Origin of the sequence: Cnuibacter sp. UC19_7 (genome assembly GCF_042699995.1) — a bacterium.
GTDB lineage: Bacteria > Actinomycetota > Actinomycetes > Actinomycetales > Microbacteriaceae > Cnuibacter.
Window position 1 is genome coordinate 86,326 of the sequence record NZ_CP170560.1, and the last position, 24,270, is coordinate 110,595.

General features: G+C 72.0%; 24 protein-coding genes. 13 read left to right on the forward strand and 11 right to left on the reverse strand.

Annotated features, from left to right (window positions below):
* The first annotated feature begins 117 nt into the window (after positions 1-117).
* Both ACFJGV_RS00465 and ACFJGV_RS00470 read left to right on the forward strand, forming a co-directional pair.
* Positions 118-1,776: an Ada metal-binding domain-containing protein gene (locus tag ACFJGV_RS00465; protein ID WP_378145990.1), complete on the forward strand. Its 1,659-nt coding sequence runs from the start codon at positions 118-120 to the stop codon at positions 1,774-1,776.
* Positions 1,773-2,282: a methylated-DNA--[protein]-cysteine S-methyltransferase gene (locus ACFJGV_RS00470; protein ID WP_378145992.1), complete on the forward strand. Its 510-nt coding sequence runs from the start codon at positions 1,773-1,775 to the stop codon at positions 2,280-2,282. The genes ACFJGV_RS00465 and ACFJGV_RS00470 overlap by 4 nt, the downstream gene beginning before the upstream one ends.
* A 374-nt stretch (positions 2,283-2,656) precedes the next feature.
* Here ACFJGV_RS00470 and ACFJGV_RS00475 read toward each other — a convergent pair whose 3' ends face one another.
* The gene (locus tag ACFJGV_RS00475; protein WP_378145994.1) at positions 2,657-3,646 is read right to left on the reverse strand and encodes an LLM class flavin-dependent oxidoreductase; all 990 of its coding nucleotides are present in this window, start codon (positions 3,644-3,646) and stop codon (positions 2,657-2,659) included.
* Positions 3,647-3,770: 124 nt separating this feature from the next.
* Here ACFJGV_RS00475 and ACFJGV_RS00480 point away from each other — a divergent pair, with 124 nt between their 5' ends.
* Both ACFJGV_RS00480 and ACFJGV_RS00485 read left to right on the forward strand, forming a co-directional pair.
* Positions 3,771-4,634 (forward strand): universal stress protein, encoded by an 864-nt coding sequence (locus tag ACFJGV_RS00480; RefSeq protein WP_378145996.1) that lies wholly within the window; start codon positions 3,771-3,773, stop codon positions 4,632-4,634.
* 35 nt (positions 4,635-4,669) lie between these two features.
* Positions 4,670-5,620 (forward strand): DnaJ domain-containing protein, encoded by a 951-nt coding sequence (locus tag ACFJGV_RS00485; RefSeq protein ID WP_378145998.1) that lies wholly within the window; start codon positions 4,670-4,672, stop codon positions 5,618-5,620.
* A 31-nt stretch (positions 5,621-5,651) separates the two neighbouring features.
* Here ACFJGV_RS00485 and ACFJGV_RS00490 read toward each other — a convergent pair whose 3' ends face one another.
* Positions 5,652-6,617, reverse strand: coding sequence for an NAD(P)H-quinone oxidoreductase (locus tag ACFJGV_RS00490; RefSeq protein ID WP_378146000.1), 966 nt, complete (start codon positions 6,615-6,617; stop codon positions 5,652-5,654).
* An 83-nt stretch (positions 6,618-6,700) separates the two neighbouring features.
* On the opposite strand from ACFJGV_RS00490, the gene ACFJGV_RS00495 reads away from it, so the two are divergent.
* Both ACFJGV_RS00495 and ACFJGV_RS00500 read left to right on the forward strand, forming a co-directional pair.
* Entirely contained in the window at positions 6,701-7,462 is a 762-nt protein-coding gene (locus tag ACFJGV_RS00495) for a dienelactone hydrolase family protein (protein WP_378146002.1), read from the forward strand.
* 80 nt (positions 7,463-7,542) lie between these two features.
* Positions 7,543-7,923 carry a VOC family protein gene (locus tag ACFJGV_RS00500; RefSeq protein ID WP_378146003.1) on the forward strand — a complete coding sequence of 127 codons (381 nt, stop codon included), beginning with the start codon at positions 7,543-7,545 and terminating at the stop codon, positions 7,921-7,923.
* A gap of 63 nt (positions 7,924-7,986) precedes the next feature.
* Here the strand turns inward: ACFJGV_RS00500 and ACFJGV_RS00505 are convergent, their stop codons facing one another.
* Together ACFJGV_RS00505 and ACFJGV_RS00510 are read right to left on the reverse strand one after the other, a co-directional pair.
* The gene (locus tag ACFJGV_RS00505) at positions 7,987-8,277 is read right to left on the reverse strand and encodes a GNAT family N-acetyltransferase (RefSeq protein WP_378146004.1); all 291 of its coding nucleotides are present in this window, start codon (positions 8,275-8,277) and stop codon (positions 7,987-7,989) included.
* 4 nt (positions 8,278-8,281) lie between these two features.
* Positions 8,282-8,914: a DNA-3-methyladenine glycosylase I gene (locus ACFJGV_RS00510; protein ID WP_378146006.1), complete on the reverse strand. Its 633-nt coding sequence runs from the start codon at positions 8,912-8,914 to the stop codon at positions 8,282-8,284.
* 40 nt (positions 8,915-8,954) lie between these two features.
* Between ACFJGV_RS00510 and ACFJGV_RS00515 the strand changes: the two genes are divergently transcribed.
* Complete coding sequence (locus ACFJGV_RS00515) at positions 8,955-9,128, forward strand: hypothetical protein (protein WP_378148800.1); 174 nt, start codon at positions 8,955-8,957, stop codon at positions 9,126-9,128.
* A 20-nt stretch (positions 9,129-9,148) separates the two neighbouring features.
* Positions 9,149-9,496, forward strand: a complete 348-nt coding sequence (locus tag ACFJGV_RS00520) for a MerR family transcriptional regulator (RefSeq protein WP_378148598.1) — start codon at positions 9,149-9,151, stop codon at positions 9,494-9,496.
* 88 nt (positions 9,497-9,584) lie between these two features.
* Here the strand turns inward: ACFJGV_RS00520 and ACFJGV_RS00525 are convergent, their stop codons facing one another.
* The 3 genes from ACFJGV_RS00525 to ACFJGV_RS00535 are packed head-to-tail and all read right to left on the reverse strand — an operon-like array spanning position 9,585 to position 13,633.
* Positions 9,585-10,379 (reverse strand): ferritin-like domain-containing protein, encoded by a 795-nt coding sequence (locus ACFJGV_RS00525; RefSeq protein WP_378146008.1) that lies wholly within the window; start codon positions 10,377-10,379, stop codon positions 9,585-9,587.
* Positions 10,380-10,403: 24 nt separating this feature from the next.
* Entirely contained in the window at positions 10,404-12,731 is a 2,328-nt protein-coding gene (locus tag ACFJGV_RS00530; RefSeq protein ID WP_378146010.1) for an SDR family oxidoreductase, read from the reverse strand.
* A complete protein-coding gene (locus ACFJGV_RS00535; RefSeq protein WP_378146011.1) occupies positions 12,728-13,633 on the reverse strand; it encodes a hypothetical protein in 906 nt (301 codons plus the stop codon). The genes ACFJGV_RS00530 and ACFJGV_RS00535 overlap by 4 nt, the downstream gene beginning before the upstream one ends.
* 87 nt (positions 13,634-13,720) lie before the next feature.
* On the opposite strand from ACFJGV_RS00535, the gene ACFJGV_RS00540 reads away from it, so the two are divergent.
* From ACFJGV_RS00540 to ACFJGV_RS00550, 3 genes are read left to right on the forward strand one after another with little or no spacing between them, the layout of a single operon-like run.
* Positions 13,721-14,500: an SDR family NAD(P)-dependent oxidoreductase gene (locus ACFJGV_RS00540; protein ID WP_378146013.1), complete on the forward strand. Its 780-nt coding sequence runs from the start codon at positions 13,721-13,723 to the stop codon at positions 14,498-14,500.
* A 6-nt stretch (positions 14,501-14,506) separates the two neighbouring features.
* Positions 14,507-15,235, forward strand: coding sequence for a lysophospholipid acyltransferase family protein (locus tag ACFJGV_RS00545; protein ID WP_378146015.1), 729 nt, complete (start codon positions 14,507-14,509; stop codon positions 15,233-15,235).
* Positions 15,232-17,094, forward strand: coding sequence for an FAD-binding oxidoreductase (locus ACFJGV_RS00550; RefSeq protein ID WP_378146016.1), 1,863 nt, complete (start codon positions 15,232-15,234; stop codon positions 17,092-17,094). The genes ACFJGV_RS00545 and ACFJGV_RS00550 overlap by 4 nt, the downstream gene beginning before the upstream one ends.
* Here the strand turns inward: ACFJGV_RS00550 and ACFJGV_RS00555 are convergent.
* The 4 genes from ACFJGV_RS00555 to ACFJGV_RS00570 form a co-directional block, all read right to left on the reverse strand.
* Positions 16,994-17,614, reverse strand: coding sequence for a TetR/AcrR family transcriptional regulator (locus ACFJGV_RS00555; protein ID WP_378146018.1), 621 nt, complete (start codon positions 17,612-17,614; stop codon positions 16,994-16,996). The genes ACFJGV_RS00550 and ACFJGV_RS00555 overlap by 101 nt on opposite strands.
* A gap of 75 nt (positions 17,615-17,689) precedes the next feature.
* On the reverse strand, positions 17,690-18,358 hold the full coding sequence (locus tag ACFJGV_RS00560) for a TetR/AcrR family transcriptional regulator (protein WP_378146019.1): 669 nt from the start codon (positions 18,356-18,358) through the stop codon (positions 17,690-17,692).
* A gap of 40 nt (positions 18,359-18,398) precedes the next feature.
* The gene (locus tag ACFJGV_RS00565; protein ID WP_378146021.1) at positions 18,399-20,162 is read right to left on the reverse strand and encodes a hypothetical protein; all 1,764 of its coding nucleotides are present in this window, start codon (positions 20,160-20,162) and stop codon (positions 18,399-18,401) included.
* A gap of 40 nt (positions 20,163-20,202) precedes the next feature.
* Complete coding sequence (locus ACFJGV_RS00570; RefSeq protein ID WP_378146023.1) at positions 20,203-20,586, reverse strand: RNA-binding S4 domain-containing protein; 384 nt, start codon at positions 20,584-20,586, stop codon at positions 20,203-20,205.
* 52 nt (positions 20,587-20,638) lie between these two features.
* On the opposite strand from ACFJGV_RS00570, the gene ACFJGV_RS00575 reads away from it, so the two are divergent.
* Together ACFJGV_RS00575 and ACFJGV_RS00580 are read left to right on the forward strand one after the other, a co-directional pair.
* The gene (locus ACFJGV_RS00575) at positions 20,639-21,565 is read left to right on the forward strand and encodes a cation diffusion facilitator family transporter (protein ID WP_378146025.1); all 927 of its coding nucleotides are present in this window, start codon (positions 20,639-20,641) and stop codon (positions 21,563-21,565) included.
* 139 nt (positions 21,566-21,704) lie between these two features.
* On the forward strand, positions 21,705-24,245 hold the full coding sequence (locus ACFJGV_RS00580; protein WP_378146027.1) for a DEAD/DEAH box helicase: 2,541 nt from the start codon (positions 21,705-21,707) through the stop codon (positions 24,243-24,245).
* Positions 24,246-24,270: the final 25 nt, after the last annotated feature.

A 24,270-nucleotide genomic window follows, 5' to 3' on the forward strand; every position in this document is an offset into this window, starting at 1 on the left:
CTGGTGCGTCGTGCGGGGCTGCGCCAATCCTTCCCCTCTCGGCGTTCGCATCGGGTGCCCCACCGTCGTGTCCGATTCCCGCTAGATAGCGTCGGTGGGACGTGTGAGGATGCAGGCATGGACTTCTCGGAGCGGTACCGCATCATCCACGCCAGGGATGCACGTTTCGACGGGCAGTTCATCACCGCCGTGCGCTCCACCGGCATCTACTGCCGCCCGAGCTGCCCCGCGCGGACGCCGAAGGAGGCGAACGTCACCTTCTACGAGACGAGCGCCGCCGCGCACGAGGCGGGCTACCGCGCCTGCAAGCGCTGCCTGCCCGAGGCGGTGCCGGGTACGCCCGCGTGGAACCTGCGCGACGACCTCGCCGGGCGGGCGATGCGGCTGATCGCCGACGGCGTCGTCGAGCGCGAGGGCGTCGGCGGTCTGTCGCGCCGCCTCGGCTACTCCGAGCGACACGTGACGCGCGTGCTCTCCGAACAGCTCGGGGCCGGGCCGCTCGCGCTCGCCCGAGCACACCGGGCACAGGCGGCGCGCACTCTGCTCACGTCGACCGGGCTCAGCATGGCCGAGGTGGCCTTCGCGGCCGGCTTCGCCTCCATCCGCCAGTTCAACGACACGGTGTCTGAGGTGTTCGAGCAGACCCCGTCGCAGCTTCGGGCGCGCTACGCGTCCACCGGCGATCAGCCGGGCGGCAGCGTGCGGTTGACGCTGCCGGCGCGCGAGCCGTTCGACGCGGCGGGTGTGTTCGCATGGCTGGCCGCGCGGGCGATCCCCGGTGTCGAGATCGCGACGGCCGACTCCTACACACGGTCGCTCGCCCTGCCCGGCGGGCCGGCCTGGTTCACCGTCACCGCGGCGCGGGGCGGAGTGACGCTCGACGCGCACCTCTCGACGCTCGCCGACCTGTCGACCCTCGTCGCGCGGGTGCGGCGGCTGTTCGACCTCGACGCCGATCCCGTCGCCGTCGATGCCGCGCTCACCGATGCCGCGCTGGCCGATGCCGACACGCGCGACTCGGGCGGATCGGCGCTCGCCGCCGCCGTGCGGTCGAACCCCGGCATCCGCCTGCCCGGGACGGTCGATCCGTCGGAGATGCTTGTGCGGGCGATGGTGGGCCAGCAGATCAGCGTCGCCGCGGCCCGGACCCACCTCGGTCGGCTCACCGCCGTGGCCGGGCGTCCCCTCGGCATGGAGGGCGGACCCGAGCTGCTGTTCCCCGATCCCGCGGCCATCGCCGAGCATGCGGATGCGGTCACCGGCCCGCGCGCTCGGCTGGCCGCCCTGCGGGGCGCGGCGGAGGCGATGGCGTCGGGCGATCTCGTGCTGACGAGCGGCGACGGCGCCGCCGAGCAGCGCGCCGCGCTCCTGGCGATGCCCGGGATCGGCCCGTGGACGGCGGGCTACGTCGCCATGCGCGTGCTCGGCGCGCCCGACGTCCTCCTCACGGGCGACGTCGCGCTGCGCACGGGCGCGGCGGCGCTCGGGGCGCCGTCCGCGCCGCGCGAGCTCGCCGCGTGGGCGGAGCGCTTCGCGCCCTGGCGCTCGTACCTGTCGCTGCACCTGTGGCGGGCCGCGCTCGCGGCCGCCGGCGAGCCGCGCCCCCGCCCCGCGCGGTCTGCGCCGGAGCCCGCGTCTCCGCCGCCGGGTCCTTCCTCGGCCCCCGTCACCCCGACGCCTGCGACTCCGACCCCACCACCCGGGAGGCGGCGCGACCCGCATCCGGCGTCACCGCATCCGCGCACCACCCGCCCTCTCACCAAGGAGTCCCGATGACCCTCGTCAGCCAGTTCGTCGCCACCCCCGACGGAGCGTTCGGCATCCTCGCCGACGAGGACGGCCGGGTCGTCGCCTCCGGATGGACGGACGAGACCGACGCGCTCCTCGCCCGGCTGACGCCCTTCGCGCGCGAGACCGACGTGGTGGCGGGTGTCACCTCGGCGGCGTCCGCAGTCGAGGCGTACTACTCGGGAGACGTCGCCGCGATCGACGACGTGCCGGTCGCCCAGAGCGGCGGCGATTTCCACGTGCACGCGTGGCAGGGCCTCCGCGGCATCGCCCCGGGCAGCCCGCTCACCTACGCGCAGTTCGCCGCCGCCCTGGGCAGGCCCTCAGCCGTGCGGGCCGCGGCGAGCGCGTGCGCCCGCAACGCGCCGGCGCTCTTCGTCCCATGCCACCGCGTGCTGCGCACCGACGGCACGATGGGCGGATTCGCGTGGGGCATCCCGGTGAAGCGCTCCCTCCTCGCCCGCGAGGCCGCGGCGCGCCCCTCCGCCGACTAGCGAGTTCCCGCCCCGCGATCGCCCGCGAGGGGGCGGCATCTCGCCGTTCGGCGAGGCGCGTGAGGCCCCGGTGCACCGAGCGGCGAGTTCCGGCCCTGCCAGCGCCCTTGAGTGGGCGGGATGTCGCCATTCGATGAGGCGGGTGGGCGCCGTGTGGGGCTGGTGCGGGTTGCGACCGCTCAGCGTCGCCTCACCCCTCCCTGGGCGGCCTGAGCGCGCTGAGCGGGCGCAACCCGCGCGGCGCTTTCCCGTGCTGCGGCGCGACGCACAGCGAACGGCGAGAACCCGCCCCTTCAGCGTGTGTCAGAGGGCGGGTTCTCGCCGTTCGGCGAAGTGCGCGAGCGCGTGCGCCGCGCGGCGTGGGCCGCGCGGCCTCAGGAGCCCGCGAGCAGCTCGCGGACGCGGGGGATGACCACGGTGCCGTACAGCTCGATGCTGCGCATCAGCGCCTCGTGGGGGAGGCCGCCGTTGCCGTACTTGAGGTCGAAGCGGCCGAGGCCCAGCGTGCGCGCGGTCGCCGCGATCCGCTGCGCGACCGACTCGGGCGACCCGACGTAGAGCGACCCGGTCGTGGCCTCCTCGTCGTAGTGCTCGCGGGTCACGGGCGGCCAGCCGCGCTCGGCGCCGAGCTTGCCGAAGTGACGCTCGTAGTACGGCCACAGCTCCTCGCGGGCCTGCTCATCGGTCTCGGCGATGTGACCGGGGGAGTGCACGCCGACGGGCAGCGCCTCGCCGCCCAGCTGCTCGACCGCCCGGTGGTAGAGGTCGACGTACGGCGCGAAGCGCGCGGGAGCACCGCCGATGATCGCGAGCATGAGGCCGAAGCCGTAGCGTGCGGTCCGCACGACCGACTCGGGGCTGCCGCCCACGCCGATCCAGGTGCGCAGCGTCCCGTTCTCGATCGGGGGATAGACGGCCGGCTGCCCCTCGCGCACACGAGCGAAGCGGTCGAGCTTCTCCTCGAAGAGCCGCTCGTAGTCGGCCAGGTCGAACCCGAAGAGCGGGAAGGACTCGGTGAACGACCCCCGCCCGAGGATGACCTCGGCGCGCCCGTTCGAGAGGGCGTCGACCTCGCTGAAACGCTGGAACACCCGGATGGGGTCATCCGAGCTGAGCACGGTCACCGCCGATCCGAGGCGGATGCGCTCGGTGCGCGCCGCGATGGCGGCCAGCACGACCTCGGGGCTCGAGACGGCGAAGTCCTCACGGTGGTGCTCGCCGAGCCCGATGAAGTCGACGCCCACCGAGTCGGCCAGCACGGCCTGCTCCACGAGGTTGCGCAGCACCTGCGCGTGGCTGAGCGGCTCTCCGGCCGCGTCGAACGTCACGTCTCCGAACGTGTCCAGCCCGAGCTCGATGTCCATGGTCTCCCCGATCTGTCCCAGGTGGTGCGCGATTCATGCACCTGCATGTAACGGTAACCCGGATGCGCCTCCCGCGATTCCCGGGAGCCTGTCGACCATAATGGTGCCGACGGAGGGAGCGGCGATGGCGGGCATCGTGACGGTGGGGTACGACGGGTCGGACGCCGCGCGCGTCGCGCTCGACTGGGCGCTGCGCTACGCCGAGCGGGCCGGGCTCGGGGTCGACGTGGTCTACGTCGCCGACACCTCGTGGGACTCGCCGTCGTTCACGGCGGCCGAGCGGCTGAAGGACCAGGGCGAGCTCGTGCTGGCGTCCGACTCGTTCCATGCCGCCTCCAAGGCGCCGCACGTCACCGTGACGAGCCGCGTGCTCACCGGCCGCCCCGTCGACGTGCTCACCGAGGCTTCGCGCGAGTCGGCGATGCTCGTGGTCGGCACCTACCGCAAGGACGCGTACGAACGCCTCACCACCTCCGCCGTCGGGGTCAAGGTGGTCGCCGGGGCGAGCGTGCCGGTCGTGGTGGTGCCGCAGACCTCGCCCGGCTCGCGTCGCGGCGTCGTGGTGGGCATCGACGGAGCCGAGCCCAGCGGACGGCTCGTCGAGGCCGCCGCCCTCCAGGCCGAGCTGCTCGGGGAACCGCTGCAGATCGTGAGCGCGTGGACCCTGCCGCCCATGTCGGCGCCCGAGTTCACCGACACCACCGACCTCTACGACGCGCTCGAGGCGCGGGCCCGCGAGATCGTCGACGAGGCGGTCACCGCGGCGCAGGCCGCGCATCCGTCGCTCGCGGTCTCGGGCGACGTCGAGCTCGACTCCCCGGTGGCGGCGCTCACCCGTGCCGCGAAGGATGCGGCGCTCCTCGTGCTCGCGACGCACGGTCGGCACGGCCTCAGCCGCTTCCTCCTCGGCTCGGTCACGCACGACGTGGTGCTGCACGCGACCAGCCCGCTGATGGTGCTGCGCTCGGCGGCTCTCCAGGGGGCCTGAGGCCCGGTTCCAGCGGAACCCGCTATCGTCGTCGGGTGCCTGAGAGTCCCGCCGCCCAGACGCCCTACGAGGTGCTCGGTGTGCCGGCCGGTGCGTCCGACGACGAGCTCAAGCGCGCCTATCGTCGGCTGCTTCGCGAGACGCATCCCGACACCGGGGGCGAGGCGGCCCGCTTCGTGCTCGTGCAGCGGGCGTGGGAGCGCGTGGGCACGCCCGAGCTCCGTGCCGCCTACGACCGCGGCGCCGGTGCGCGCACGTCGTCCCCCGAGCCCACGAGCTACGCCGCCGGGGCGCGGGGGAGCGGCAGCACCGCGCGCCGCCCCGCCAGCTCGACGGTGCGCGCCCGCACCTACGGCCATCCGGGCGGGCAGGAACGCGAGGTGTACCTCTCGCTGATGCGCGAGTGGGTCGGCCGCGGGGTCCGTCTCGACGACCCGTACGACCCCGGTCTGGTGCAGCGCGCGCCACGCGAGATCCGCGGGTGGCTGGCGAAGGCGATCGCCGAGGAGACGACCTCGGCCATCGTCGGCGATCTCGGCGTCGGCTTCACGATCTGGAACAACGTCCTCACCGGCCGTTCCATCGACGGCGTGGGCGAGACGATCGACCACATCGTCCTCGGACCCTCCGGCCTCTACGCCGTCCAGTCGGAGGACTGGGGCACCCCGGTGCGCCTGAAGAAGGACGACCTCGTGGGCGAGGGCATCCCGTCCGGATACGAACCGCTCCATCAGCTCCGCGGCGCGGCGCGCTCCTTGGGGCGCTCGCTGGGAGTCCGCTTCACGGGCCTCGTCATCGTGGTGCCCGACGACGACCTCGAGGTGCACGCCGCGGTGGTCGACCGCGGCAGGCTCGCCGGCGCCGCGGTGGTGCGGCGGGCGGCGCTGCCGCAGCTGCTCCGCGACGGCACGGGCGGCACCAGGGAGAGCATCGACAGGGTCTTCGATCTCCGCACCCGGCTGCAGCAGTCCCTCCGCCTCGCCTGACCGCGCTGCGGTCAGAGGGTGAGCAGGCCCGTCAGGGGGTGAGCAGGATCTTCCCGATGTGGCCAGACGACTCCATCAGCCGGTGCGCCTCGGCCGCGTCGGCGAGCGGGAACCGCGCACCGGTGACGGGCCGGAGCACGCCGCTCTCGAACAGCGGCCAGACGTTCTCGCCGACGCTCGCCACGATCTCCGCCCGCTCCTCCAGGGGCCGGGCCCGGAGGCTCGTCGATCGGATGGTGCCGCGCTTCCGCATGAGCGCGCCGAAGTCGAGCTCGGCCGAGCCGGATTCGGCGCTCGCGATGTTCGCGATCCGCCCGTTCACGCGCAGCGCCGCGATGTTGCGGGCGAGGTACGAGCCGCCCACCAGGTCGAGGATGACGTCCGCCCCGCCCTCCACGGTCATCCGCTCGACGAAGTCCTCCATCGTGTAGTCGATGAGGATGTCAGCGCCGAGACCCCGGCAGGCCGCGAGCTTCTCCTCGCTCGACGCGGTGACGGCCACCCGGGCTCCGAACGCACGACCGAGCTGCACGGCCATCGTGCCGACGCCGCTCGATCCACCGTGCACGAGGAGCGTCTCGCCGGCGCAGAGGCCCGCGAGCAGGAACACGTTCGACCAGACGGTGCACACGGTCTCCATGAGCCCCGCCGCGTCGACGAGGCCGACTCGCTCGGGGACAGGGAGCGCGAGCGAGCCGTCGACCACGACCTCCTCGGCGTATCCGCCGCCGGGCAGCAGGGCGCACACCTCGTCGCCCACCGCATGGCCCGAGCGGTCGCCCGCCCAGGTGACCGTTCCGGAGACCTCGAGCCCGGGCCAGTGCGGAGCGCCCTCGGGAGACGGGTAGAGTCCGCGGCGCTGGAGCACGTCGGCGCGGTTGACGCCCGCGGCGGCGACGTCGATCACGATGTCGTTCTCGCCCGGCTCGGGCCGCTCCACCTCCGCGAGCTCGAGGGCGGATGCACTTCCAGGGGTTTCGACGACGACGGCCTTCACGCCCCCTACGTTACGACCGCTCGCGCCGCTGTCGCTCGGAGTCCGTCCAGGGCCCGGGGAGACGGTGGTGCTAGACCGGGATCATGGACTCCACCGATCCCCAGTTGACCGCCCTGCTCGACACCGTCCCCGTCCCCGCGGGTGCCGACATCCGCACCGAGCGCGTCCCGTACGACCACGACGGTGTCGCGCTGGAGGGGTTCCTGGCGTGGGACGCGGCGGCGGAGGGCTCCCGCCCGGCCGTGCTCGTCGTGCACGACTGGAACGGCGAGGGCGACTACGTGCGCACGCGAGCGCTCATGCTGGCCCGGCTGGGGTACGTGGCGTTCGCCGCCGACGTGTACGGCGCCGGCATCCGCCCCGAGGGAGACGACGCGGCCGCCGTAGCGCAGTCGTACTACCGCGACCTCCCGCTGATGCGGGCGCGGGTGGCCGCGGGCTTCGCGGTGCTGCGCGACGACGCGCGGGTCGACCCGTCGCGGATCGCGGTGATCGGCTACTGCTTCGGTGGATCCGCCGCCCTCGAGTTCGCGCGGACCGGAGCCGACGTGCGCGGCGTGGTGTCGTTCCACGGATCGCTCATCGCGCACACGCCGGCCGACGTGGCGCGCCTCGCGTCGCCGCTGCTGGTGCTCACCGGCGGATCCGACCCCGTCGTCCCCGACAGCGCCCTCGTGGCGTTCCAGGACGAGCTGCGCACCCGTGACGACCTCGACTGGCAGGTGGTGACCTACAGCGGTGCGCCGCACGCGTTCACGCGGCCCGGGTCGCCCGCGTACCGTCCTGACGCCGATCGGCGCAGCTGGGCGGCCATGCGCACGTTCCTCGACGAGGTGATGGCCTGACGCGGATGCCGAACGCGGCGCCCGGGGGTTCCGTCCGGCCCCGCTTCGGATGGACACTGTACACATCGAGAGGAGACGGCATGCTCACGGTGACCGACACCTTCCAGGGGTTCAGCGTCGACGACCTGGAGGCGGCCAGGATGTTCTACGCCGACCGCCTCGGATTCGACGCGACGCTCGGCGACATGGGCCTCGAGATCGTCCTGCCCGGCGGCAGGAGCGTCTTCGTCTACGCGAAGGACGACCACGAGCCCGCCACGTTCACGGTGCTCAACCTCGCGGTGCCCGACATCGACCGCGCGGTCGAGGAGCTGGCCGCCGCGGGCGTCGAGCTGGAGCGCTACGACGGGCTGCCGCAGGACGAGAAGGGCGTGATGCGCGGCAGGGCGGCGGGCATGGGGCCCGACATCGCGTGGTTCACCGACCCCGCGGGGAACGTCCTCTCGGTGCTCGCGGACTGACGACCGAGAGTCGGCTGACGACCGAGAGTCGGCTGACGACCGAGAATCGGCTGACGGGGGCGATCAGTCGGCGGCGGCGTCGACGATGTCGTCGTACTCGTGGTGGCGCTTCACCCAGGCGGCCACGAAGGGGCACTGCGGCGTGATCCGCAGCCCGGCGTCGCGGGTGTCGGCCAGCGCGGCGGCGACCAGCTCGCTGCCGAGACCCTGCCCCTCGTAGGCCGGGTCGACGATGGTGTGGGTGAACACCCGCGAACCGTCGGCGTCGGCGTAGTACGCCGTGCCGGCGTCGGCGCCGTCGACCGTGATGACGTACCGGTGCTTCTCGGGCTGGTGCTCGACCTCGCGACTCATGGCCTCAGCCTACGACGGGCGCGTCGGCCGGCCACACCCCGGAGGTGCCCCGGCGGTGGCTGCCCAGCAGATGGGTGTCGACGATCCCGATCGCCTCCATCAGGGCGAACATCGTCGTCGGGCCCACGAAGACGAACCCCTCGGCGCGCAGCGCCTTCGCGAGAGCCTTCGACTCGGCGCTCGTGGTGGGGATCTCGTCGAACGACACGGGCGCCGGCGTGACGACGGGCTGGAACGACCAGACGAAGTCGGCCAGGCCGCCGCGCTCGCGGAGCGCGACGGTGGCCCGGGCGTTGGTGAGAGTGGCGAGGATCTTCGCGCGGTTGCGCACGATGCCGGCGTCGCCCATCAGCCGTGCGATGTCGGCGTCGTCGTACCCTGCGACCGTGTCGGGGTCGAAGCCGTCGAACGCCGCCCGGAACGCGGGACGCTTCCGGAGGATGGTCGCCCACGACAGACCGGACTGGAACGCCTCGAGGCTGAGGCGCTCGAACACGCCCCGCTCGTCGCGCACGGGCATGCCCCACTCGGTGTCGTAGTACTCCCGCAGCAGCGGGTCGACGGCCGCCCAGGCGGGGCGGGTGAGGCCGTCGTCGCCGACGACGAGGGGGGAGGGGGTCGGGGCCGCGTCCGTCATGGCAATAGTATGGAAGGGTCCACTGACAGGAGGGTTGCTCATGCTGGCTATCGCGGCGATCGGATGCGTCATCCTGTTCATGGGCGGGATGTACCTGATGGGCCTCTTCTCCGACGCCTTCACGTTCTTCGGCGGCATCCTCCTGGTCTCGCTCGCGCTCTTCATCGCGATCAGCGTCATCCCGGCCCAGCGGCACAAGAAGCAGAAGTCCTGACGTCTCCGGGCCCGCTCTCCATCGCCGAGGCGGCGGAGCTCGTCGGCGTCTCCGCTCACACGCTGCGCTACTACGAGCGCGAGGGACTTCTACGCGACCCCGTCGCCCGCTCCTCGGCGACGCACCGTCGCTACGACGAGGCCGACATCGGCTGGCTCCGCTTCATCACGAGGCTGCGCGCTTCCGCGATGCCCATCGCCCGCATCAAGCAGTACACGCTGCTCGCGCGACAGGGCGACGACACCACCGAGGCACGCCTGGAACTCCTCCGCACGCACCGTGCCGAGGTGGTGGCGCAGCTGGAGGAGATCCAGCACTCGCTCGAGGTCATCGACGCGAAGATCGAACACTACGAGCAGTCGCTGTAGCTACGAACAGTCGCTGTAGCTACGAGCAGTCGCTGCAGCTGCGAGGAGTCGCCGGAGCGACGAGCGACCGCGGCGGCGCGGCATCCGCTCAGGCGGCGATGCCGCGCTTGTCGAGCGAGTCCTGCACGATCGTGAGGCCCGACAGCCCGGGCATCTTCGCGATGTGAGCGTCGATCCTGGCGGCCTCCTTGCGGCCGTCGGGGCCGCCCATGAGGTGGCTCATCACGTGGAAGACCTCGTCGTCGGTCATGACGCCCGAGCCCACCGGGCCCCACGCCTTCGACAGCGCGAAGCGCGCGATGACCTGCGCCTTGCGGCTCTTGGCGAGACGGTCGCGGGCCTGCGTGGCGTAGAACGCCACGTGGCGCGCCTCCTGCTTGGCGATGCGGCGCAGCAGCTCGGCGAGCACGGGGTGACCCTCGAGATCGGCGAGCCGGTTGTACGCGGCGACGGCCGACCACTCGTTGGCGGCTCCCCACACCATGTGCACGGCGATGAAGTCCTTGCCGATGAGGTTGCCGAGGAGGGCCTGCTTCACCGGGTCGAGGCGGTCCTTCCAACCGAGCTTCAGCCGGGTGGACTTCAGCTCGTCGTAGTCGACGACGATGCCGTGCATCTTGAGCACCGCGGCCAGCGCCTCACCGTGCCAGAACTCCTCGCGGTTCCACATGGTCATGAAGGCGGTGACGTCGACGTCCTTGTGCGACGGGGTCACCAGCAGATCGCGGAGGTAGCAGACCGTGTGGTACTCGATGTCGCACATGTAGCGGAGACTGCGGAGCGTCGACTCGGGCAGCGGGTCGTCGCGGAAGGACTCGAAGTCGAGGTCCTGCCACGTCACCTTCTCGGAGGTGGTGGTGTAGCGGTCGATGTCGAAGGCCATGCGCGGTGTCGGGCCTCGCGCTCGTCAGGCGCGGGTCCGATCTCCTTTCTCGGGATCTGATGCCTGGGTGGGGTGACCGGGCATCATGCTCAGGGTAGCCGCGCGCGCCTGCGACTTCGTGAACGTGCGGTTCCAGTCCTCCACCGTCCACTTCATTCGTTGCGCGTGCCGATACAGTTCGGTGTCGGGGTTCACCACGTGGGCGTTTCCCAGCAGCTGCAGCCAGGCGACGTCGGCGTGGCTGTCGCCGTAGCCGTACGACTGGGTGAGGTTCATGCCGTGCTCGCGCGCGTACTCGCGAAGCCACGCGGCACGGGCCTCGTCGACCAGCGGGGGCCGCTCGAGGTAGCCGGTGAGCACGCCGTCGACCGAGTGCATCTTGCCGGCGACCACGTCGTCGAAGTACTGCGCGAACGGCGCGGCGGCCGACTCGTCGGCCCCGGTGACGAGCACGGTGCGGTGACCGGCGGCGCGGTGCTGCGCGACGCGCGCCAGCGCATCCGACAGACCGCGGCTGCGCATCGCGTCGCCGAAGCTGCCGTCGACCAGGCGCTGCACGTCGTCGACGCGGAGGCCCCGGTAGCGGCGCATGAGGGTGCGGATGAACTCGCCGCGCTCCCGTCGCTCGGCGCGGAGGTAGCTCGGCACGGCGAGGAGCAGGCTCGCGAACTCGCCCGGCCAGGCCGCCTTGGGGATGAGGCCGGAGCGGATCCAGAGGTACTGCTCGACGAGGTTCGACTCGACGACGGTGCCCTCGAAGTCGAAGACGGCGAGCACGTCGCTGCGCACCGGCAGGGCGCGCTTGGTGCGCTCGCGCGCTCCCTTGCGCACCGCGAACGCCTTGGTGAGTCCGGTGATCGACGGGAAGTGCACGTTCTGGAAGTAGTCGTGCCAGTCGATCTCGGCGACGTCGAAGCGCGCATCCTCGGGGGTGCCCTCGGGGAGCGACTCGAGCAGCTCGCGGGTGTTGCGGTCGTCGAAGATCAGCTCGGTCTGCACGTAGGCGCGGTACAGGTCGGAGAAGTACCGCAGCAGGTCGAGACCGCGCTGGCGCTTGTCGAGCGAGGCCGTCCAGCGGCGGGTGCGCTTGGTGGAGGGGAGCCGCGCCACGGTGTCGTCGAGGGTGCTCGTGAGGCGCTCCTGCAGGCGCAGGTTGCGCTCCAGCCGCCGACCGCCGGGGAAGTTCCACGACGGCACGGCGATGTCGCCGTTCTCGCTCGGCATCGGGTTCTTGGTGAAGAACTCGTTGACGTTCTCGTACATCTCGTGGAACGGCAGCGGGTTCCGACCGCCCGAGGTGACGTGGTAGTACCGCGGCTCGTCGATCTCGGCCGGGCGCAGAGCCGCGGCGATGATCGCGTTGACCACGAAGTCGACGGGGATCACGTCGAGCACCGAGTCGGGGACGCCGGGGAACTCGGGCAGCTGGCCTCGGCCGTAGGCGAGGATGAGCGGGTCGGCGACCTTGAAGCCATCGAGCCAGCCGGGGTGCGGATGGCGCAGGGCGCTCTCGATGATCGACGGACGCACGAGCGACAGGCGGTGCCCGGCCTCGCCCCACTTCTCCTCGGCGACGCGCTCGGCGAACGCCTTGGTCAGCGTGTACACGTCGGTCCAGCCCAGGCTCTCGGCCCGGATGCGGCCGTGGTCGACGAGGCGCTTGGTCACCCACTCGACGCGGGCCTCCTCGGCGGCCTTCGCCACCGCCTGGGGCCCGACCTTGCCGTGCTGGGCACGGGCCTTCGCGAGGAAGCCGCGGAGCACCTCGGGCTGGCGTGACGCCATCTCGACCCGGCGACGGGCCGACTTGGCGGCGTAGTTCTCGGCGCGCCAGTCGATGACGTGCTCGAGCTTGCGCTCGGGGGCGATGCCCTTGCGCATCCCGCCCACGTAGGCGGTCGACACGTGCACGACATGCGGGTCGGATCCGCTGGCCAGGAGCGCGCCGTAGAGCCCGGTGGCGCCGTCGACGTTGGTCTGGAACGCCTCGTCGATGGGCGGGTCGAACGACACCGTCGAGGCGCTGTGGAGCACCACGTCGATGTCGCCGGGGAGCGTGCCGGGGTGGGCGAGGTCGCCGGGGATGACGGTGACCCGCTCGGCGACGAGACGCGCGGCCTCCTCCTCTCCGACGCGCTCACGCCACGCGCGGAACACGGGCTTCTTCAGCAGCGTCGCGAGCCGTGTCTCGCCCGTGGTGCGCGACTTGGGGCGGATGAGGAGGGAGATCCGGGTGTCGGGGTGGCTCGAGAGGAGGCGTTCCAGCACCGCCTGGCCGACGAAGCCGGTGGATCCGGTGAGCAGGACGTGAGCGGAGCCGAGAGAGGCGCCCGTGGAGGTGTCGTCGGTCATCCGTGGTTCTTTCCGTGTCGGAGGGAGGCGGCCGCGCGGCCGAGGGAGCGGGCGGCGGTGGGCACGAGCCCGACCCCGCCGGTCGCCGCGCGGACGCGAGCGTGGGTGATGAGCCCCAGGCCCTTCAGCCCGGGGAGGAGGTCGACGCGGGCGTCGAGCTCGGCGGCGGTGGGGGCGTCGACGACCGAGTCGAAGAAGGTCGCCGTGGACTCGGGGCGCAGATCGCGCGCCCCGATCGGCCAGTCGAGACGGGAGAGGGCTCGGCGGGCCAGCGACCGGGCGCGCCTGGAGCGGGCGAGGCGGTCGTCGGCGTCCTTCTCGACGAAGACGAGGTGGCGCCGCTTCACGGCGAGGATCCGCTCGACGAGAGAGAGGAGCTCCGGATGCGGATCGGCCGCGGCGATGTTGCGGTACGCCGCCTCGCTGAGCCTGTCGTCGATGGCGACGGTCGCGAGGTGCACGCCGACCACGTCGGGCCCGATGGCGTTCGCCCGGAACGACTCGACGATCGGTGTCGCGCGCTCGACGATCTCGCGCAGCACGGCACGGCCCCGCGCGTGGTCGAGCTGGTCGCGCGGATCGACGCCGTGCGCCTCGGCGACCGCGCCGAGCGCGTCGGAGATCCAGAACTTCTCGAACGCCCAGGTGGTGAGGAACGCGGTGACCCTGGCGTCCTTGTGGGTGGGCGTGACCAGCACGTTGCGCAGGTAGCTGAGCGTCGCGCGCTCGACCTCGCGGAGGTAGGACAGCATCTGGACGCTGAGGGCGCTGAGCCGGCGCTCCTGGAACGAGTCCAGGTCGAGCGACGAGCGATAGGTGCCCACCGCGGTCCGTGCGAACTCGCGCACGTCGAAGTCGCCATCGGCATCCAGGGGGATGACAGGAGCGGTCTCGTCAGGCACTTCGGTCCTCAGCAGCGGCGGTCGGCAAGGGGGGAGTTCGCGCAGGAGCGAACGACGCTACGCACTCCGTAGCGTATCCTAAGGACCATGGCGACGGCTCTGGTGACGGGTGGGACGTCGGGCATCGGCGCAGCGTTCGCGAAGGCGCTCGCGCTCCGCGGATACGACATGGTGCTGGTCGCCCGCAACGAGGAGCGACTGGCCGCGACGGCCCTCGCGCTCGAGGCGTACGGGGTCTCCGTCGAGACGATCTCGGCCGATCTGGCGGTGCGCGCCGACGTCGATCGAGTGGCCGCCCGGCTCGAGGACGACGAGCATCCCATCGACATGCTGGTGAACAACGCCGGCTTCGGGCTGCACGCCTCCCTCATCGACCGCGACACCCGTGTGCACGAGCAGGCGTTCGCCGTGATGTGCCTCGCCGTGCTCGTCCTCGGCGGCGCGGCCGCCCGGGCGATGTCGAAGCGGCACCGGGGCACGATCGTCGTGGTCTCGAGCGTGGCGGGCACGATCGCCACCGGCAACTACTCGGCGGTCAAGGCCTGGACCACCGCCTACGCCGAGGGGCTGGCCGTCGAGCTCAAGCGCACCGGTGTGCAGGTGACCGCCCTCCTCCCCGGCTGGGTGCGCACCGAGTTCCACGAGCGGGCCGGCATCCGCACCACCTCGATCCCCGACCAGCTCTGGCTCGACGCCGACGACCTCGTCGATGAGGCGCTCCGCGACGTCGCCAGGGGCAAGGTCATCTCCGTCCCCTCCGCACGCTTCAAGCTGCTGATGTTCTTCACGAGGCATCTCCCGCGCGCCACCATCCGATGGATCTCGGGCAACATCTCGCGCAGCCGCAGCCGTCCTGTGGAAGGCTGAGGTCGCATGAGCAAGTACTCCCATCTGCTCCGTCTGCCGAAGGACCGCTTCACCTCCGGCGTGATGGCCGGGTTCCGGTTCGTCGCCCAGCGCATGCTGCTGAAGCCCGTCGTCTGGTCGATCACCGACGTCACCGTCGTCGGCCGGGAGAACCTCAAGGGCTTCAACGGGGCCTTCGTCGTCGTGGCGAACCACTCGAGCCATCTCGACGCGCCGCTCATCATGGGTTCGCTGCCGCAGCGGCTCGCGCGCTACCTGGCCGCCGGTGCCGCCGCCGACTACTTCTTCGACGTGTGGTGGCGGCGCGGGCTCACCGCGCTGTTCTTCAACGCGTTCCCGATCGACCGCACCGGCACCGCCGAGCGCAAGGGCGTCTCGAAGAAGCTCCTCGGCCGCGGCGTGCCGCTCCTGGTGTTCCCCGAGGGCACCCGGTCGAAGACCGGCGAGATGGGCGACTTCAAGCCCGGTGCCGCGGGGCTGTCGATGCTCTGCGACGTGCCGATCATCCCGATCGCGCTCGTCGGTGCCAGCGACGCGATGCCGCGCGGCCGCAACTGGCCCAAGCCCGGCCGACCTCCGGTCACCGTCGTCCTCGGTGCGCCGATGTCCGCTGCGCCCGGCGAGAACGCCGAGCAGTTCTCCGCCAGGATCGCCCAGGAGGTGCGCCGCCTCCACGCGTCGCGCTCCTCCGACGGCGACCTCGGCTACGACACCTCCGAGAAGGGAGCCGCATGACCGGCGTCAAGCACATGAAGTGGTGGGGTTGGGGAGTCGAGGGAGTCGGCTTCCACTGGCAGGACAAGCCGGCCTTCCGACCGTTCGTGCAGAAGGCCGTGGCTCTCGACGTCAAGGTCCCGCCGTCGAAGCCGATGGCGTTCGAGGACCTCACCGTCCCCGCGCCCGTCCTCGCGGACGAGCTCCGCGAGACGCTGGAGCGCATCGTCGGGCTGGGCTACTCGCTCACCGACGACGAGTCGCGCGTGGTGCACACCTTCGGCAAGAGCATCCGCGACCTGCTGCGCATCCGCCGCAACGAGCTGGGCCGCGTGCCCGACGTCGTGGTGTACCCGGCCGACGAGGCCCAGGTGCAGGGTGTGGTCGACGCCGCGGCCGAGGCGGGCGCGGTCATCATCCCCTTCGGCGGCGGCAGCAACATCGCCGGCAGCCTCGAGCCGATCCCGGGCGAGAAGCGCACGGTCATCTCGCTCGACATGGGCCGCCTCAACCGCGTGCTCGAGATCGACGAGTACTCCGGTCTCGCGCGCATCCAGGCCGGCGCCCTGGGCCCCGACCTCGAGGAGCAGCTGAACTCGAAGGGCTGGACCCTCGGGCACTTCCCCGACAGCTTCACCCACTCCACTCTCGGCGGCTGGGTCGCCACCCGCTCGTCGGGCATGCAGTCCGACAAGTACGGCGACATCGCCGACATCGCCCGCGGTCTGCGGATGGTGCGCCCCGGCGAGCTCGTCGTGCTGCGTCCTCTCCCGTCGACCTCCACCGGTCCGAGCGTGCGCGAGATGATCATCGGCTCGGAGGGGCGCCTCGGCGTCATCACCGAGGTCTGGGTCAACGTCCACCGCACGCCCGCTGTGCGCGAGGTGCAGGCCTACTTCTTCCCCACCTGGGACGCCGGCCTCGCCGCCATGCACGAGATCGCCGAGAGCGATGCGGCCCCGTCGATCACCCGTGTGTCGGATGCGCGCGAGAGCGGATTCTCGCTGGCCACACGCAAGGAGTCGAAGGGCTTCAGCGCGGTCGCGCAGAACACGCTCATGAACGTGCTGAAGCGCCGCGGCTGGAACCTCGACGACATGTGCCTGTCGTTCATCGGCTACGAGGGCACCTCCAAGCACGTCTCGTACGAGAAGCGGCTCGTCGGCTCGATCGTCCGGAAGCACGGCGGCATCGGCGTCGGCAAGGGACCGGGTGCGCTGTACGACCAGAAGAAGTTCGACACCCCCTACCTGCGCGACTTCCTGCTCGACCGCGGCGCGGCCGCCGACGTGTCGGAGACGGCCGCCCCCTGGTCGAAGCTCAAGTCGGTCTACGACAACACGATCGCCGCGGCGAACCGCGCCTACGATGAGCTCGGCGTGCACGGCTGGATCATGTGCCACCTCTCGCACTCGTATCACTCGGGCGCGTGCCTGTACTTCACCTTCGCGTTCAAGCACGACGAGAACCCGGTGGCGCAGTACCAGGTCGTGAAGGACGCCATCCAGCAGTCGTTCGTCGACTCGGGCGCGACGCTGTCGCACCACCACGCCGTGGGCCTCGAGCACGCGCCGTGGATGGAGGAGGACATCTCCGCCGGCGGCGTGCACCTCATGCAGGCGCTGTTCGACGCGGCCGACCCGCAGAACATGCTCAACCCGGGCAAGATCATCAGCCGGGGCTTCCACGCGGAGCCGGGGGAGGCCTCCGTCGTGACGCCGTCGTCCGAGACCGGCGCGTCCGCCTCGGCGCCCGCCGCTCCGGCTCGGAAGCCCGCTGCTACGAAGAAGGCGGCTCCGGCGAAGGACTCGGTTCCGGCTCCGGCTCCGGCTCCGGCGAAGGAGTCGACCCCGGAGTCAGTGCCGGCCACAGCAGAGTGAGGAGGTCGTCGGCCCAGGTCTCGTCCGGCTCGCGCCCGCGGATGACCTGGCCGACGGCCGATCCCAGCAGCACGCTCACGACGAACTTCACGTCGAGGCCCTGACGCAGCTCGCCTGCGGCGACACGCTCCTCGAGGAACGCGACGAGCGCGTGGCTGCGCATCCGGATCATCAGCCGCAGCTGCTCGGTGAACGGGGCGTCGTCGTCGACGAGGATCGCGGCGACGGTGCCCCGCCCGACGATGTCCTGCACCCGCACCCGCGCCTGGCCGAGCAGCCAGTGCAGGGTGTCGTAGGTCGACAGCCCGGTCGGGAGGGTGACCTCGGTGGTCGCGGCGTCGATCGCGGCGGCCAGCAGGGCGGCGCGGTCCTCGTACCGGCGGTAGATCGTCGTCTTCGCGACCCCCGACCGCTGGCTGACCGACTCGACGGTCACCGCCGACGGCCCACGATCGCGCAGGAGGGCGAGCGTCGACTCGACGATCCGCGCATCGGCGTCCCTCGGATCCCGACCCTGCATCCCTCCATCATGCCATCCGCGCCGGAGCGGATCCGGTGAACGCCGGCCGGGTGGAGCACCGGGCGCAGGACGGCGTCAGGCGGTGGCGAGGCCCCGGTCGACCATCTCCAGCACCTGGTCGGTGGCGTAGTCGACCATCCGCTCGTCGAGGCCGCGGAGCGGGCCGTCGATGACGAGCATCCCCAGGCCGTGCACGGTCGCCCAGGCCACGAACTCGGCGCCCGGACGCCGCTCTGCGGGCATGACCCCGGCCGCCACGAGGCGGTCGAGCGCGCGCCCGACGATCTGGAACGGGGTCAGGCCGGTGGCGCCCGCCTTGGCCGGGGAGTCGGCCTTCGACAGGTCGTCGGGCACGGTGAAGGCCGCGCGGAAGAGGCCGGGCTGCTCGCGGGCGAACGCGACGTAGCCGTATCCGACGGCGGAGAGCTCCACCCGGGCGCGGATCCGCTCGTCGTCGGCGCCGGCAGCGAGCGCGTCGCGCGAGGTCCTCGCCGCGACCTCCGCCTCGATGCGATCGGCGACGAGGCCGAGGCACACGTCGGAGACGGCGTGCAGCAGGGCCTCCCGGTCGGCGAAATGGCGGTACGCGGCGTTGGGGGACACCCCGGCACGTCTGGTCGCCTCGCGCAGCACCACCGCATCCGGCCCGCCCTCGCGCGCCATGTCGACACCCGCGGCCAGCAGGGCGCCACGCAGGTCGCCGTGGCGATAGGTGGTGCGGGCCCCGTCGCCCCCGTCGGTCATGTGGACAGCGTACGCATCGACGGGCGGCGCGGGCGCAGGATCACGCTGCGACGTCGGAGTCGGAGTCGGCGATCGCGTTCAGCACGAGCACAGCCGAGTCGTTCGCGCCGATCGCGTACTCGTTCGTCTCGTCCTCCGAGCAGAGCTGGCCGGTCGCGATCTCCTCGATCGATGACACCAGCGCGCGTGCACGCTGCAGCCGCATCTCGAGCTCGGCGATGAGCACACCGCGCTCGGCCTGGGCTGCGACGAGCGAGTCGCTGAGCCGCTCGCGGTCCTCGAGCGAGATCGCGGAGTCGGAGAGGGCGCGGTCGCGCTCGTCGGCGAGGGTGCCGATCTCGTCGCGCGCCTCCTTCAGCTGTGCCTCGAGGTCGGCGATCCGCGTCTTGGCGGTGTCCAGCGCGTCCGGATCGGGCATACCGGTCGCGGCGTCGGCCGACACGTGAGAGGAGGCGCGAACGGGGTCGATGGCGTCGACCGAGCCGACGAGGTCGGTGGAGTCGATGCCCTCGAGGTCCTCGTCGGAGATCGCGGGCACCGGGGCGGGTGCGGCGACCGGGGCGTCGGCGGATGCGGTGTCGGCGGGCGCGGCGTCGGCGGGGCTGCTGCCGCTCGAGCGGAGCGCGGTGAGCTGGGCCTCGTGCGAGGTGCGCATCTGCTGCAGCTGGGCCTCGTGCCCGGCGCGCATGCTGCCGACCTCGGTCTCGTGGCGGGCCTCGAGGTCGGCCAGCTTCTGGTCGTACTCGGTGCGGAGGGAGTCGACGGAGCCCTGCATCTCGGCCAGTCGGGCGGCGCCGGTGGTCTGCTCGGCCTCGAGCTCGGCGGCGTGCGACGCCCGGAGCTGGTCGAGGGCGTCGGCGTGCTCGGCGCGCAGACGCTCGATCTCGCCGGCATAGCCCGCGGCAGCGGACTCGGAGGCGTTGGCGTGCTCCTGCTGCGTCGCCAGCAGCAGTGCCGCGTGCTCGGCGGCGGTGGCCTCGAGCGTGGCGGCGTGTGCGGCGTGCAGCCCCGCGACCTCGGTCTCGAGGGCGGCGATGCGGGCGGCGCTCTCGTCGCCCATCCGGCCGACTGTCGCTGCGTGCTCGTTGCGCAGGGCGTCGAGCTCGGTCACCCGCTGGTTCTCGAGCCGCGCGGTCTCGGCGGCGAGGTGATCGCGGAGCGCGGTCGTGTCGGCCTCGAGCTGCGCGCGGAGAGCTGCCGTGTCGGCGTCGTACCGGGTGCGGAGGTCGGCCAGCTCGGCCTCGCGCTGTGCCAGTGTGGCGGACGTGGCCGCCAGCCGCTGCTCGGTGTCGGCCAGACGTGCCGCGGTGTCGTCGAGCGTGGCCTGCGTCTGCGCGAGGCGCTGCTCGGCCTCCTCACGGGCGCCGTCGCGCGAACGTCGGTCGTCGAACACGAGCCCGAGCTGCGAGCGGATGATCTCGAGCGGATCCTCCGACTCCACCTCGTCGATCGGCGCGGGAGGCTCATAGGCCGGGCGCGCCGTCGGGTCGATGAAGTGATGGCGGTAGAGGTCGTCGATCGCGCTCTCGTAGCGGGCCCGGAACTCCGGGGTACCGATCTTCAGGGAGGCGCCGACGAACGACAGCGCGGTGCGGTCGCGTCCCGTCAGCGTGTACGCCTCGGGCTGCCGCGGTGCACCGCCGGGAGAGCCTCCCGGGGTACTGCCGGGTGTTCCGCCCGCGGCGGGGCCGGCGGCGCCCTCCTGCGGGGGCGCAGGGGCGACCGCCACCGCGGCGGGCCGTTCGGGCTCGCCGTCGGGGGTGATCCCCAGTGCTTCGTAGTCGTTCGACGTGGCGTCGGACATGATCCTCCAGGCCAGGTGGGCGTCGGGTGAGGTCGTCTTCTCAGGGTACCGGGGGCAGGGCTCGGCCGCGTAGCCTCTCGAGCTCTCTCCGGTCTCGTTTGGTGGGCCGTCCCGCCCCGCGGTCGCGGAGCCCGAGGAACCCGGCGAACTCCTTCGGCGGGCGCTCCGGGGAGCGGTCCTCGTAGGCCGCGGCGGCGAGCGGCGCCGAGACGCGCTTCACGAGGAGCTCCTTCGCGACGAGCACGCGGTCGAAGCCCTCGATGCGGATGCGCACCTCGTCTCCCACACGGACCGCCTGCGCCGCCTTCGCGCTCTGACCGTTGAGCCTGACGTGTCCGGCCCGGCACGCCTGCGTGGCGATCGAGCGGGTCTTGTAGACGCGCACGGCCCACAGCCAGCTGTCGATGCGCACGCTCCCGGACATGCCCGACAGCTTAGGCACAGCAGCCTGGAGGAACGCGGAGTAGGGAGGACATGTGACCGTCGTCATCGCCTTCCTCGCCAACATCCTCGTCGCCGTCGCGAAGACCTTCGCCGCCGCCGTGACGGGCTCCGCCTCGTTGCTGGCGGAGGCTGCGCACTCCTGGGCGGATGCGGGGAACGAGATCTTCCTGCTCGTCGCCGACCGCCGGTCGAGACGCCCGAAGGACGGCGCGCATCCGCTCGGATACGGGCGGGAGGCGTTCCTCTGGTCGCTGTTCGCCGCGGTCGGCGTCTTCACCGTGGGCGCGGTGGTCTCGGTGATGCACGGGGTGCAGGAGCTGTTCGCGCCCGAGCCGGAGGCGGCGTCGTCGTACCTCATCGGCTACATCGTGCTGGGCGTCTCGGCGCTGCTCGAGGGCACCTCGTTCCTCCAGTCCGTCATGCAGGTGCGGCGTGGGGCGGGAAGAACGCGCAGGCGGCCGCTCGACTATGTGCTGAACAGCTCCGATACGACGCTCCGGGCGGTGTTCTTCGAGGACTTCGCCGCGCTCATCGGGCTCGCCATCGCCGCGTTGGCGCTGCTGCTCCACCAGGTCACCGGGGTCGCCGCGTACGACGCGGCCGGGTCGATCCTCATCGGACTGCTGCTCGGAGCCGTGGCGATCGTGCTGATCAACCGCAACTTCCGCCTGCTGATCGGGTGGCAGCCCGGGCCGGCCCTCATGGACCGGATGGGCAGGCTGCTCCTCGCGCAGCCCGAGATCCAACGCGTGACGTATCTGCACCTCGAGTTCGTCGGGCCGCAGCGCGTCTACCTGGTCGCGGCGGTCGACATCGTGGGCGACAGCCCCGAACCCCGGGTCGCCGTGGCGCTCGCGCGCATCGCCCGCGAGGTCGAGGAGGACGAGGCGATCGAGACCGCCGTGCTCACGCTCTCCGCCCCCGACGCCCCCGACCTCGACTTCGGTCGCGACGAGTAGCGCCCTGCGGGCTGGCTCCCGGCTTGCGCCGAACGGCGAGAAGGCGCCCCTTCGCGGCGCTGGAAAGGGCCGCTTCTCGCCGTTCGGCGAGGTCCGCCCGCCCGAGGCCGCCGCGCGGTGCGCCGCGTAGGCTGAGGCGGTGCAGCCGACCACCCCGCCCACGCTCCCCGAGACGGCCCCGCAGCTGCCGCATCCGTTCGACCCCGACGGGGCGTTCGACGCGATCTCGGCGTGGGCCGCCGCCGGCGGACGGCCGCTCTACCCGGCGCAGGAGGAATCGCTCGTCGCCATCGTGTCGGGCGAGAACGTGATCCTCTCGACACCCACCGGCACGGGGAAGTCGCTCGTCGCGCTCGCCGCCCACGCGGTCGCGCTGTCGCAGGGGATGCGCACGTACTACACCGCGCCCATCAAGGCTCTCGTGTCGGAGAAGTTCTTCGCGCTCGTCGACGTGTTCGGCGCCGCGAACGTGGGCATGGTCACGGGCGACTCCGCCGTCAACGCGGATGCGCCCATCGTCTGCGCGACGGCCGAGATCGTGGCGAACCTCGCCCTCCGGCAGGGCGAGGCGAGCGACGTCGCGCAGGTCGTGATGGACGAGTTCCACTTCTACGCCGACCCCGATCGGGGCTGGGCCTGGCAGGTGCCGATCCTCGCGCTGCCGCGCGCGCAGTTCGTGCTCATGTCGGCCACCCTGGGTGAGGTCGACTGGCTGGCCGCCGACCTGTCCCGCCGCACCGGGCGCGAGACCGCGGTGATCACGGGCGTCGAACGGCCGGTGCCGCTGAGCTACGACTACGCGACCAGCCCCATCCAGGAGACCGTCGAGCGGTTGCTGCAGTCCGATCTCGCCCCCGTCTACATCGTGCACTTCTCCCAGCTCGCCGCGGTGGAGCGGGCACAGGCGCTGTCGAGCATCACAGTGGCCCCGAAGTCGGTGCGCGAGCAGATCGCCGAGATCATCGGCCCGTTCCGCTTCACGACCGCGTTCGGCAAGACCCTGTCGAGGCTGCTGCGCCTCGGCATCGGCGTGCACCACGCCGGCATGCTGCCCAAGTACCGGCGGCTCGTCGAGCGGCTCGCCCAGCAGGGCCTCCTGCGTGTGATCTGCGGGACCGACACGCTCGGCGTCGGGATCAACGTCCCCATCCGCACCGTGCTGCTGTCGGGCCTGTCGAAGTTCGACGGTGTCCGGATGCGCCAGCTCACCGCCCGCGAGTTCCACCAGATCGCCGGGCGCGCGGGCCGCGCGGGCTACGACACCGCCGGACTCGTGGTGGTGCAGGCCCCCGAGCATGAGACCGAGAACCTCAAGGCGCTGCAGAAGATCGGCGACGATCCGAAGAAGCGGCGGAAGCTCATCCGCAAGAAGGCGCCCGAGGGGTTCGTCTCGTGGGGACAGCCCAGCTTCGAGAAGCTCATCGACGCGCCGCCCGAGCGCCTCACCTCGTCGATGACGGTCACGCACGCCATGGTGCTCTCCGCGATCGCCCGCGGGGGAGACGTCGTGGGCACGATGCGCGGCCTCCTCGAGCAGAACCACGAGCCGCGGGCGCGCCAACGCGAGCTGATCCGGCAGGCGCTCGCGATCTACCGCACCCTCCTCGCCGCTGACGTGGTCGAGCGGGTCGTCGACCCCGACACGGGCGAGACGATCGTGCGGCTCACGGTCGACCTGCAGCCCGACTTCGCGTTGAACCAGGTGCTGTCGCCGTTCGCGCTCGCCGTGTTCGAGCTGCTCGACCCCGAGGATCCGGGCTACGCGCTCGACGTGGTGAGCGTGGTGGAGGCGATCCTCGAGGATCCGCGGCCCATCCTCAACGCGCAGGAGTCGCAGGCGCGCGGCGAGGCCGTCGCCGCGATGAAGGCCGAGGGCATCGAGTACGAGGAGCGGATGGCGCTGCTCGAGCAGATCACCTACCCGAAGCCCCTCGCCGATCTGCTCTCCGAGGCGTTCGACACGTACCGGCGCTCGCAGCCGTGGGTGGGCGACACCGAGCTGCGCCCGAAGTCGGTCGTGCGCGACATGTACGAGCGGGCGATGTCGTTCGGCGAGTACGTCGCCTACTACCGCCTCCCGCGCTCGGAGGGACTCGTGCTGCGCTACCTCTCCGACGCCTACCGGGTGCTCCGTCAGACCCTGCCCGACGACGCCAAGACCGAGGACGTGCGCGACATCATCGAGTGGCTCGGCGAGCTGGTGCGCCAGACCGACTCGAGCGTGCTCGACGAGTGGGAGGCGCTCGCGGCGGGGCTCGCGGCCCCGAGCGCACGCAGCGACGCGCCGATCGTGCCGCCGGCGCCGCGCACGCTCACGTCGAACGTGCGGGCGTTCCGCATCCTGGTGCGCAACGAGCTGTTCCGGCGTGTGCAGCTGGCGGCGCGCGAGGCGTGGAGCGAGCTCGGCGAGCTCGACTCCCTATCCGGATGGGATGCGGAGCGCTGGGAGGACGCCCTCGCCGACTACTTCGACGAGTACGACTCGATCGGCACGGGTCCGGCCGCGCGGTCGTCGGCGCTCCTCGTGATCGAGGAGTTGCCGGGCGAGTGGCGGGTGCAGCAGATCCTCGACGACCCCGACGGCGACCACGACTGGCGCATCACGGGCACCGTCGACCTCGCCGAGAGCGACGAGCTCGGCACCGCCGCCCTCCGCATCACCGCCGTCGCCCGGGTGTGATCCGCCCAGCGTCCGGACGAGCTGG